General features: G+C 46.2%; 9 protein-coding genes. 3 read left to right on the top strand and 6 right to left on the bottom strand.

What is annotated here, in order from left to right; translation table 11 throughout:
* The 5 genes from OYT88_RS19255 to araD all read right to left on the bottom strand — a co-directional run.
* Positions 1-299: thiamine pyrophosphate-binding protein (locus OYT88_RS19255; protein WP_527194302.1), on the bottom strand; the 299-nt coding region annotated here is incomplete at its 3' end.
* 147 nt (positions 300-446) lie between these two features.
* Positions 447-1,169: a transaldolase gene (locus OYT88_RS19250; RefSeq protein WP_274401989.1), complete on the bottom strand. Its 723-nt coding sequence runs from the start codon at positions 1,167-1,169 to the stop codon at positions 447-449.
* Complete coding sequence (locus OYT88_RS19245) at positions 1,150-1,803, bottom strand: sugar O-acetyltransferase (RefSeq protein WP_274401988.1); 654 nt, start codon at positions 1,801-1,803, stop codon at positions 1,150-1,152. Before OYT88_RS19245 ends, OYT88_RS19250 begins: the two co-directional genes overlap by 20 nt.
* Positions 1,804-2,142: 339 nt before the next feature.
* Complete coding sequence (gene araA / locus OYT88_RS19240) at positions 2,143-3,567, bottom strand: L-arabinose isomerase (protein WP_274401987.1); 1,425 nt, start codon at positions 3,565-3,567, stop codon at positions 2,143-2,145.
* 23 nt (positions 3,568-3,590) lie between these two features.
* Positions 3,591-4,295 carry an L-ribulose-5-phosphate 4-epimerase gene (gene araD / locus OYT88_RS19235; protein WP_274401986.1) on the bottom strand — a complete coding sequence of 235 codons (705 nt, stop codon included), beginning with the start codon at positions 4,293-4,295 and terminating at the stop codon, positions 3,591-3,593.
* Positions 4,296-5,110: 815 nt separating this feature from the next.
* On the opposite strand from araD, the gene OYT88_RS19230 reads away from it, so the two are divergent.
* Together OYT88_RS19230 and OYT88_RS19225 are read left to right on the top strand one after the other, a co-directional pair.
* The gene (locus OYT88_RS19230; protein ID WP_274401985.1) at positions 5,111-6,511 is read left to right on the top strand and encodes a sugar porter family MFS transporter; all 1,401 of its coding nucleotides are present in this window, start codon (positions 5,111-5,113) and stop codon (positions 6,509-6,511) included.
* A 39-nt stretch (positions 6,512-6,550) separates the two neighbouring features.
* Positions 6,551-8,152 carry a xylulokinase gene (locus tag OYT88_RS19225; RefSeq protein ID WP_274401984.1) on the top strand — a complete coding sequence of 534 codons (1,602 nt, stop codon included), beginning with the start codon at positions 6,551-6,553 and terminating at the stop codon, positions 8,150-8,152.
* Between the two features lie 807 nt (positions 8,153-8,959).
* Here the strand turns inward: OYT88_RS19225 and OYT88_RS19220 are convergent.
* Complete coding sequence (locus OYT88_RS19220; RefSeq protein WP_274401983.1) at positions 8,960-10,066, bottom strand: GntR family transcriptional regulator; 1,107 nt, start codon at positions 10,064-10,066, stop codon at positions 8,960-8,962.
* Between the two features lie 447 nt (positions 10,067-10,513).
* On the opposite strand from OYT88_RS19220, the gene OYT88_RS19215 reads away from it, so the two are divergent.
* Entirely contained in the window at positions 10,514-11,551 is a 1,038-nt protein-coding gene (locus OYT88_RS19215) for an aldose epimerase family protein (RefSeq protein ID WP_274401982.1), read from the top strand.
* The last annotated feature ends 70 nt before the right edge of the window (positions 11,552-11,621 follow it).

Raw genomic sequence — 11,621 nt, 5'->3', positions numbered from 1 at the left:
GGCGTCCGGCTGCCCCACTGGCGGAACTGCTTCAGTTCCTCAAGCGGCAGCCCGTAGCCGAACAGGTGCAGCAGGCTGTAGAGCAGCATCGAGCCGTGGCCCGCCGACAGGACGAAGCGGTCGCGGTCGAACCAGTCCGGATGGGCCGGATTATGGTTCATCTCTTTCGCCCAAAGGGTATAGGCCATCGGCGCCGCCCCCATCGGCAGCCCCGGATGGCCGGAGTTTGCTTTCTCGATCGCGTCGATCGACAGCGTGCGAATCGTATCAATCGATAATTGTTCAATCTGTGTGGTCATACATCTGCATCTCCTTTAAACAGTCGTCCATCAGTCGTCGGATGGACCCTTTCCGACAAACGGCCTGTCCATCCATCATGACCGTTTATCGTGCAAAAACGAAGTTCACGTCCCGTAGCCCGTTTTACCGGCCCATTCGGCGGGCGTTCATTCCGTTAAAATGGAGAAGCCTAATTTCTGAATGTCCCGGTTAAAGCCGATCACCGTGTCCAGCGATAACTGCTCCGGCGTCTTGCCGACCTTCTTCAGCTTTTCAATGACGGCGGGCGGGCAGGTGATGATGTCCACCCCGAGCCGGTCGGCCTCATAGACGTTGAACACTTCCCGGGTGCTGGCCCAAAGCAGCTTCGCTCCCTTTTTCGTCCGGCAGATCCCGACGGCTTTCTTCATATAAGGAATCGGGTCCGCCCCCGAGTCGGCGATCCGCCCGGCAAAGACGGAGACAATATTTTCAACGTCCGGATTGAGCGCCGCGACCGTCTCTTCCACCTGTTTCGTCGTGAAGATCGCCGTGACGTTGAGCGAATAGCCTTGGTCCTCCAGCTTCTGAATCAGCGGCACGGACGATTCGCCCTTCGTATTCGTAATCGGGATTTTGATGAAGACGTTTTTCCCCAGTGCATGGATTTTTTCCGCTTCTTTCTCCATCGTCGCGAAGTCGTCGGCGAACACTTCGAAGGAAAGCGGGAGATCCGGGATCGCCCGGACCACTTTCGCGGCAAACGCGACATAGTCCGTCACGCCCGCTTTCTTCATTAAACTCGGGTTGGTTGTGAATCCGGAGACAAAACCGGTCCGGTAAGCAGCCAGCATATCGCTAATGACGGCCCCATCCGCATAAATCTTCACCTTAACATTTAAATGGCTCATCTGTTGATCGCTCCTTTTTATAATCCATCACCAAATGCCCTGGCACTTCTTTATCTTTAAAATAATATTTCTTATCATGCTCACTCACCTGACGGATCACACGGCAGGGATTGCCGACCGCGACACAATTGTCAGGTATGTCTCTAGTCACAACACTTCCGGCTCCGATCACCGCATGATCGCCGATCGTCACTCCCGGCAGAACAGACGCATTCGCACCGATCCAGACATTGTTGCCGATAACGACCAGAGCGGTATATTCCTGTTTATTCAATCTCAATTCAGGATCGATACAGTGCCCGGCTGTATAGATTCCAACATTCGGTGCCAGCAGAACATTGTCGCCAATGATGATTCTGTTGGCATCCAATAAAGTGCAGTTATTGTTGCAGAAAAAGTTCTCGCCGATTTCAACATTAAATCCATAATCGCAATGAAAGGGAATTTCAACGAAAAACTTTTCCCCTGTTTTGCCGAACAATTTTTTAATAATCCGCGTTCTCTTTTCCATATCGCGCGGCCGGCAATGATTGTACTCATATAAGAGATCGCGCGCTTGGAATCTAATTTTCAATAAATCCTCTGTCTGATGATACAATCTTCCCGCCAGCATATTCTCCAACTGATCAGACATAGAACGCCCCTTTCGATCATAAAAAGATACGCTTAAATTCCGCCGAACTATTTTTCGTTCAACGGAATTTAAACATCACTGCTTCTTAGCATTATCAAAGACTGGCATCTGCGGAGCATTCAAGCCGGATGAGAATCCGGACAGGCTTTTATCTCTTTTTCCGATCCATTCCACTTGACCGGTCAGACATAGGCTGCTGAACCCAGGATCAGCTGCTCTCTGCCAATGCTTTCCGGATCCTCAAATGCCGAATCCGGCACGGACCGGACCGTTCATGGAGTCAACCCAGCTGAAGGAGCCATCGTCCATGCAGAGTCCTCCTTTGATGTTAATCAGCAATTATTTAATATTAATAAATTCAAGATCTGCCAGCTTGGCAAAGTCTTCAATCTGATCGGCAGTTACATTTAAAGTGAACACGGTATGGTGGCCGCCGCCATTTTCAATCCACTGATGCACGCCTTCGTAGAATCCGGCTTTCGGAGTCCAGATCTGACGGGCAACCGGAAGATGGGGCGCCGCTTCTTCAGGTTTCTTTCCCTGGACTTCGTACATAACCAGTCGATGATGGTCGCCGAAGTCGGAAATGGTCAGATCAATGGCGTCGCCTTCCGATCCGTCAAAGACAAGTCTTGCCGGATCCTCTTTATCACCGATGCCAAGCGGATGGACTTCCACTCTCGGCTTCGACTGTGCCAGAGTCGGATCGACTTCCAGCATGTGTGAACCAAGAATTTCTTCATGGCCTTCGACCAGGTCGTAAGTATAGTCCTCCATGAACCCGGTGCCCTTATTGTGTGCCAGAATCTTAATCAGCCGATCCAGAGCCGCTGTCTTCCAGTCGCCTTCTCCGGCAAATCCGTATCCTTCTTCATTGAGCCTCTGAACCGCCATTCCCGGTAATTGTTTCATGCCCCACAGATCTTCGAAGTTGGTGGTAAACGCGCTGTAGCCGCCCCGTTCCAGGAACTTTCTCAGTGCAATTTCTTCTCTGATCTGTTCTTTCACATGATCTTCGAAAAACTGCGGATCATTGTCGCCGACAACGAATTCATATTTTCCCTGGCATTCTTTATAAGTTCTGTCAATTTCCGCGTCGGTCACTTTTTTCATCTCGGCAACCAGGTCGCCGATGCCATAATAGTCGACTGTCCAGCCTAATTGAATCTGCGCTTCGATCTTGTCTCCCTCAGTAACGGCGACATTGCGCATGTTGTCGCCAAAGCGGGCCACTTTGATATTAAAGCTTTCATTATAGGCGACCGCGACATCCATCCACTTGCTGATCTGATTCTGAACGCGCTTATCTTTCCAGTGCCCGACCACAATTTTGTTGTTTTTCCTCAGGCGTGCATTGATAAATCCGTATTCCCGGTCGCCGTGGGCACTCTGGTTCAGGTTCATATAATCCATATCAATCGTCTTCCACGGAATCGTGTTTAAAAATTGCGTCGCCAGGTGCAGCAGCGGTTTCTGCAGCAGTTTGGTTCCCCTGATCCAGTTTTTCGCCGGTGAGAAGGTGTGCATCCAGGTTATCACACCGGCGACCTTGTCCTGATAGTTCACTTCTTTCATAACCTGAGTGATGCTGTCGGCGGTTGTCGCCACTGTTTTAAAAACGATTGGATAAGGCAGATGGCCGTTCTTATTCAGCTCATCAATAATTTTCACCGTATCTGCTTTAACTACGTCCAATGCTTCTTTGCCGTACAAATGCTGGCTGCCGACCACAAACCAGAATTCATAATCATTTGTCTTTAACATTTAAACGACCTCCCTATAAAAATTTATCTATGATTTATCTGACCATAGTAAGCGTTTTTGCCATGCTTTCTCAGGAAATGTTTGTCAAGAAGATAGCGATCCATGTCAATCTGATGCGGATTCAGCTGCAGCGAATGATAGGTCATCTTAGCGACCTCTTCCAGAACGACCGCATTGTGCACGGCCTCGGCAGCGGATTTTCCCCAGGTAAACGGCCCATGGTCATTGACCAGCACAGCCGGGACCTGATCCGGATCAATCTGACGTTTCTCAAAGGTTTCGACAATGACATCCCCGGTCTGTTTTTCATACTCGGTAACGACTTCCTCTTCTTTCATGGTTCTCGAAACCGGAACCGGCCCGTAAAACGTATCGGCATGGGTCGTCCCTGCTGCCGGAATATCAAGACCTGCCTGAGCAAATGAAACGGCCCAGGGAGAATGCGTATGAACAATTCCGTTAATGTTGGGGAAATGATTATAGAGCACACGATGTGTCGGCGTATCGCTTGACGGGTTCAGGTCGCCTTCCACGACATTCCCGTCCAGATCGACAACGACCATCTTTTCCGGCGACAGTTTGTCATAATCGACACCGCTCGGCTTAATAACAAATAATTTTTTTTCACGGTCGATTCCGCTCACGTTCCCCCAAGTAAAGGTGACCAGATTATATTTGGGCAGCAGCATGTTCGCTTCATAAACTTCTTTTTTCAATGCTTCTAACATCATTCGATCAGTCCTTTGATGTTGATTGATTCATCAGGATTTTCAACCTTCATCGCATCATTCATGCTTTATTTCAAAGCAGCCGCGTTTTTTTAAACTTTTCATACAATTCCGGATCAGCCGTCCCGATGAAAATTTCTCCGCCGGGCCCGCTGGCCAAAGCAAAAAGCCCGGCGATATTTGTCCATCACCCGCAATCACCCCATCCGTATCACCGTATCATCCTTAACAGCCGAAAAAATGGCCGTTTGATAAGCCCGCAGGAACGGCCCGGGGCGGCAAGGATTCAAAATAACGTCACCCGTCTGTTCTTATGCCTGTTCACCTCCACTGATTAACCGCTTACAAAAAGAATACTATATCAATTGTCCGTATAAGTCAACAAAAATTATATTTATATGCATAAATAATAGCTGCTTTCCTGCCGGGAGTCCTTACCCGCGGACCGGAAATCCCGTCCATAAAAGATTAGTGCGCTGCAATGCCTGCTGACTCTTCTTCGGCCAGCAAAAAAACCGTTCGCATTTTCAGCTGCCAATTAAAAGCCGACGACCCATTACTATTCAAATATGCTACTGCCGATCCGAATAACTGACTTAAAAATTTTTTGTGCAAATGATCATTTATACGAATAAATATATTTATTGTTGATTTATTAGTATAAATATGCTAGCATGTAATTGCTGATTGGAAGCGCTTTTATTATCTGATCCGATGTGAATGATGAACAAAAGGAGGGTGGCAAAAAGTTATCAATGCCTTTAGAAAAGGATTTTTATATGATTTAATTTTTAAAATCTAAGGAGGAAATCTTAATGGCTGATGAAAAGAAAATACCGAGCGCCTTCATTTATTTTTTCGGCGCTTTCGGCGGCATTCTTTTTGGTTATGACATTGGCGTGATGACCGGGGCTTTACCATTTCTCGAACATGATTGGAACCTTCAGAACAGTGCCGGCGTAATTGGCTGGATTACCTCTGCAGTAATGTTCGGTGCCATTTTCGGAGGCGCCCTGGCCGGACAACTTTCCGACCGTTTAGGACGGCGCAAAATGATTTTAATCTCGGCTCTGGTTTTTACAGTTGGATCCATTTTATCAGGAATAGCCCCTAATGACGGGCAGTATTATTTGATCGGTGTCCGTATTTTACTGGGCCTGGCTGTCGGTGCAGCTTCTGCGCTGGTTCCCGCCTATATGTCGGAAATGGCGCCTGCACGTTTGCGCGGCCGTTTATCGGGCATTAACCAGACAATGATCGTTTCCGGAATGCTGCTTTCGTACATTGTCGACTTTTTATTGAAAAATCTGCCGGAAACAATCGCCTGGCGGTTAATGCTTAGTCTGGCAGCCGTACCTGCATTGATTTTATTTTTCGGCGTACTGCGGCTGCCTGAATCCCCGCGCTTTTTAATAAAGAACAATAAAATCGATGAGGCACGCAAAGTGTTAGGCTATCTTCGCTCTAAAAAAGAGACCATTGATTCTGAAGTCAAGCAGATTCAAGAAACGGCCAGTGAAGAAAAGAAGGCCAATCAAAAGGCATCATGGGGTACATTATTCAGTCCTAAATACCGTTATTTAGTCATTGCCGGAGTAGGCGTAGCGGCCTTTCAGCAATTCCAGGGCGCTAACGCAATCTTTTATTACATCCCTTTGATTGTCCAAAAAGCAACCGGACAGGCGGCCAGTTCAGAGCTGATGTGGCCAATTATTCAGGGAGTTATCCTTGTACTCGGTTCATTGCTGTTCCTGGTTATTGCCGATAAGTTCAATCGCCGTGCCTTGTTAACCATGGCCGGAACGGTTATGGGCCTGTCTTTCATTTTACCGGCCATTATAAATTTAATCGTCCCGCATGCAAATCCGATGATGATCGTTGTTTTCCTGTGCATCTATGTCGCATTTTATTCATTCACATGGGCTCCTCTGACTTGGGTGATCGTCGGTGAAATTTTCCCGCTGGTTATTCGCGGACGTGCGTCGGGACTCGCTTCATCCTTTAACTGGATCGGCTCTTTCTTAGTCGGGCTGCTGTTTCCAATCATGACTGCGACGATGTCTCAGGAAGCGGTTTTTGCGATTTTCGGTGTGATTTGCTTACTCGGCGTTTTATTTATCCGGACACGTGTCCCCGAAACGCGCGGACATACTCTGGAAGAAATTGAGGAAATCGGAGAAAAAGATGCGAAATTAAAAGCAGGAAATACTTTTTAACAGATTTATATAGATTTATAAGGTTCGGAGGTAAAGCAAATGAACTTAGTTGAAACTTCTAAGGCCATTCAGCAGGGAAATGTCTCATTGGGCATCGAATTAGGGTCAACCCGCATTAAGGCCGTATTGGTAACAGACGACTTTAATACCATTGCTTCCGGAAGCTACGTCTGGGAGAATCAATTCGAGAATGAAATTTGGACCTACTCATTAGATGAAGCCTGGAAGGGCATTCAAAGAAGCTATAAGCAAATCGCAGCAGAAATTCAAGGAAAGTATCACACGAATTTAACAAAAATCAGCGCGATCGGTGTAAGCGCTATGATGCATGGATATCTGGCTTTTTCAAAGAATGATACTTTACTGGTTCCCTTTCGGACCTGGCGCAACAACATCACCGGGCAGGCCGCTGATGAACTGACTGAACTGTTTCACTTTAATATTCCGCAGCGATGGAGTATCGCCCATCTTTATCAGGCCATATTAAATCAAGAACCGCATGTGAAAGACATTCATTTTATAACGACCCTGGCCGGCTATGTACACTGGAAATTATCCGGAGAAAAGGTTCTGGGAATCGGGGATGCTTCCGGTGTTTTCCCAATCGATGAAGCTGCCGGAACTTATGCTGAAGATTTGCTCGATAAGTTCGAAAGCCTTGAAAATGTGGCATCTTATCAATGGGCGATCCGGGATATCCTGCCTAAAGTTTTAAAAGCCGGCAATCATGCGGGAACATTGACCCGGGAAGGAGCCGAATTGCTGGACGTCAGTGGGAATCTTCAGGAAGGCAGTTTAATGGCTCCGCCAGAAGGCGATGCCGGGACCGGTATGGTCAGTACCAATAGCGTCCGTAAACGGACAGGAAATATATCCGTCGGAACGTCTGCTTTTTCAATGGTTGTGCTTGATCAGCCATTAAAAAAGGTGCATCGGGATATCGATATCGTGACCACGCCCAATGGAGCGCCGGTCGCGATGGTCCATATTAACAATTGCTCGTCTGATATTAATGCATGGGCAAATGTTTTTAAAGAATTTGCCGAACGCCTCGGCATCGATTTGAAAGCGGACCGTTTATATGAGACATTATTTTTGGTCACTACGAAAGCGGATCCTGATGCGGGCGGGTTAACGAATTACAGCTATTTATCGGGTGAAAATATAACGAAAATGCCCGCCGGGCGGCCGCTTTTTCTCAGAGTTCCCGACAGTTCGTTTACACTGGCAAACTTTGTCCAGACTCAAATCTATGCTGCATTTGCGCCGCTTAAAATCGGAATGGATATTTTGAAAAATGAGGAACACATAAAAACAGACGTGATGATTGCTCAGGGCGGCCTATTCAAAACGCCGGTCATCGGCCAGCAGATCCTGGCCAACGCCTTAAATACGCCCATTACCGTTATGAGCACAGCCGGTGAAGGCGGCGCCTGGGGTATGGCTGTATTAGCCGCTTTCGCCAGGCATGGAAATGCTCATCAAAGTTTAGAAGACTTTTTGGATCAGGAAGTTTTCGCCAATCCCGAAAGTATGACCTTAAGCCCGGAGCCTGAAGGGGTTGCCGGATATGAAGCATTTATTAAAAGATATCAGGAAGGCTTACCCATTGAATCTGCGGCAATTAAGTCCATTTCATAACGGAAGCGAACGTGACTGACGGCAGAAAAAGAAACCATCAGTTTATGGTAGGTATGCAGGGCTTCCGGAACTGAATTCAGTGCCCTAACACAACAGCGGCCTTCCGGAATGGAGCGCAGCAAAAGGGTATCATTCTTCGGAAAGCGATCATGAAAAACAGAAATCCGGCGGGACGGCGGAGATACAAGTGAAGCCGCTGAAACAGAACTGAATCTGTCCCATGAGATCTCAATTCATAAGGAATAGGGAATCGATCCCAATACAGTACTGAGCCGGCGAACCGGCTTCAGATGCCAGGTGCCTAGGTTGAAAAGATACAAATAAAACAATAGAAAAAATGAGATAGCGACAAAGCAAAAGTGTTTCTTCAGCATAAATGAGGAAACGCTTTTTGTTTGGACGCCTCAGTTTCTAATCAAACCATTTCCCCTTCATCAATATTCCATGCATTGCGAAGAGTCCGGCCTATCTGCGGAGGGCAGCAGTAGAAACAGTACGGAGATATAAAGGAGGCATCGGCGGAGCAATGATTAATTTAATGAAACGGAAAAAAGAGGCCCCCTCTGACAGGCCCTTTCCTTATTCCGGGACACGAAAAGCAACCGATGCAGGCGTTAATTTGAGTCGGAAAGAAGACCATTATACACCAAAAGTCTGTCCGTTATGCGAAAACTCACTGTATCCAATGACCCGGGCCGCAGCAGGTTCACTAAAAAATATTTTCAGCCAGGGAAAAAACTCATGATTTTTTATACGAAGCACTCTTCTTAAGTTCGGAATTTAGGCCGTCTGCTTCTCTCTTCCGAATTATTTTATTGAAGACGCATCCTGGGACGGGCGAATCGTTCTTACAGAGTTCCGTTCGATAATATCGGGTTCATATACTTTCGATGTTACCGGCCTCTTATTCAGCATATCGATAATCATCTTTCCGGCATCCAGTCCCATTTTTTCCTGCGGGTGACGAACGGTCGTTAAGCTTGGTTTGATATATTTCGAGAATCGATAGTCATCGACGCCGACAATGGAGAGATCTTCAGGAATCTTCAAACCCATTTCCTGCACAAAATTGATAACCTGGATCGCCAGTTGATCGTTATAACAAATAATCGCCGTCGGAACAAACTTAGATTGCGTCAGGATGGTGTGCAGCTTTTTAAACAGGTTGATTTTATTTTCTTCCGTCTGATACATCATGATTTCACTCATATTGGAAATCTCAGGATGTTCCTGATAGGCTTTAATGTAACCGTTCATTCGGTGAATGCCCTGTTTATCGTCAACTTTAAAAATGCCGATAATTTGTTTGTGTCCCCGTGCAATTAAATAGTTTGTCATCATTTTTCCGATTTTTACATCGTCCATGACTAAATAGGGAACATCCAGATCATCGTAGACAGCATTGAAAAACAGCATCGGTATCCCCATTGACTTGATGTTATCATAAATGTTTTTATTGGCATTATTTAACGCGCTCTGTGTCGGCTCAACGATTAAGCCGGATAATCCATTCGACAACAAATTCGTCAGGCTCTTGCGCTCTTTCTCAGGATTGTTCTGTGTATTGGCAATCAGAATGGAATAACCGTAATTCGATATAAAATTATCAATTCCCGTGATAATATTCGGAAAAATGTAATCTGATGTATAGGTTGTAATCAGGCCGATTGTTTTATTTCTGATCTCGGTTTTTGGTTTGGATTTCCAGTCATCGACAAAAATTCCTCCCCCCTGAATACGATAAACATAATTCTCTTTCTCCAGTTCATCAATCGCGTGCCTCACTGTGAAACGGCTCACATGATAAATCTCCATCAGTTCCGACTCGGTCGGCAGCTTCTCACCTACTGTGTATTCTTCCGCTAAAATTTTCTCACTGAGATCCTGTTTGATCTGCTCATACTTTTTTGTCATGTTACATTTCCTTTAATTAAATTTATAGATAGTAATAAAACAGTGATTTTAATAATAATACCATACTTCCTCTTTATGAAGAATTCAAAATCGGCCTCTTTTTGCATTTAATGATAGATGATCAGGACATTATCTTCAAACATTTTATTGCATAATATATTTTTTAATTGACATTTATACGTATTAATTATATCATGAAAACGGATTCAAAGAAATAATCAAAGGTCATTCTGGCAGCGGTACACAGATTTTTTCGTTATCCGAACATCATCTCATTTTGGCCCCGGAAGCAAAAAAAGTTCTGGAAAAGGTCGAAAGGTCCCGGATCGCAAGAAAGCGAGAAATCATTTACAAAGAGGGCGGCTTTTTGACGGTGAGACGTTTTTCTGTAAACGGGTTTAGTGAAAAACACTACAGATTATAAGCTGCGAAAGAAGGGCGATCACAGTGGTTACAGTCATTACGCAAGAAGTAGTAAAAAGCGAAGCGGGCAATTTTACAAAATATACGGCCGACAATGGCGACGGGTACGCGTTTTCCTGCATTAATTACGGTGCAGCGCTGACATCGCTGATTATGCCGGACAAATCGGGAGATTGCAGTAATATTCTGCTGCAGTTCACTGATCCTGCTTCACTATATCGTGACCAGACTTACTTTTTCGGTAAAGCGATCGGAAGAGCCGGCGGCCGCATCAAAGACGGCTCTTACCGGCTAAACGGCCGGCAATACCGTCTGCCGCAGAATGAAGGAATGAATACTCTTCACGGCGGGGCCGACGGATTCCACCATGCATGGTGGAATGCCGGCATCACGAAAAACGGCATTGAGTTTTCACGCGAAATCAAACCGGAAGAAGACGGTTTTCCCGGAATACTGAAAACTTCCGTCGTCTACCGATGGGGAGAAAACCATCAGTTTCATATTGAATTCAAAGGATTTGACGATTCGGATGAAACATCTTTATTTAATCCGACCGTTCACAGTTATTTCAATCTTAACCAGGATAAAACGCGCGGACTGGCAAATCATCAACTGGAAATTCATGCAGACCGGGTTGCCGAGCTCGGCGGCGACCTGGTTCCGACCGGCAAACTGCTCCCGGTCGAGAACACGTCCTTCGATTTTCAGCGATCACGGCCATTGGACAAAATGATTGAATCGGTCAGAAAAGACGGTTTTCCGGGATACGATCATCCTTTCCGGGTTTCCGGATCCTTAATCGCAACGCTGAAAAATATCAATAATGGACGCCATGTCGATCTGTATTCCGACCGCAACGGATTAATCATGTATACACTGAATACAATCGCCGGTCCTGAAAACGTTAACGGGGGAACGGATTTGAAGCCTTTTATGGCGGTCGCTCTCGAACCGCAGACATTGCCCGATGCCGTCCATCATCCGGAGTTCGGGGACATCCTTTTACGCCCGCATCAGGAACAATCCTATCACATCGTATACGATTTATCCGTGGATACCTGACTCGGCCGGCAGTCTCATTAATGGAGCGGCCGAATTCCGTAAGGTCCCATTCGCCGAAGAGAAATTTTTG

Origin of the sequence: Sporolactobacillus sp. CQH2019, from assembly GCF_028765345.1 — a bacterium.
GTDB lineage: Bacteria > Bacillota > Bacilli > Bacillales > Sporolactobacillaceae > Sporolactobacillus.
This window is presented reverse-complemented; position numbering and strand designations above follow the sequence as displayed.

Excerpts from the sequence above, each read along its gene's own strand:
- OYT88_RS19250 (WP_274401989.1), bottom strand. The coding sequence starts at position 1,169 with ATGAGCCATTTAAATGTTAAGGTGAAGATTTATGCGGATGGGGCCGTC.
- OYT88_RS19245 (WP_274401988.1), bottom strand. The coding sequence starts at position 1,803 with ATGTCTGATCAGTTGGAGAATATGCTGGCGGGAAGATTGTATCATCAG.
- araA (WP_274401987.1), bottom strand. The coding sequence starts at position 3,567 with ATGTTAAAGACAAATGATTATGAATTCTGGTTTGTGGTCGGCAGCCAG.
- araD (WP_274401986.1), bottom strand. The coding sequence starts at position 4,295 with ATGTTAGAAGCATTGAAAAAAGAAGTTTATGAAGCGAACATGCTGCTG.
- OYT88_RS19230 (WP_274401985.1), top strand. The coding sequence starts at position 5,111 with ATGGCTGATGAAAAGAAAATACCGAGCGCCTTCATTTATTTTTTCGGC.
- OYT88_RS19225 (WP_274401984.1), top strand. The coding sequence starts at position 6,551 with ATGAACTTAGTTGAAACTTCTAAGGCCATTCAGCAGGGAAATGTCTCA.
- OYT88_RS19220 (WP_274401983.1), bottom strand. The coding sequence starts at position 10,066 with ATGACAAAAAAGTATGAGCAGATCAAACAGGATCTCAGTGAGAAAATT.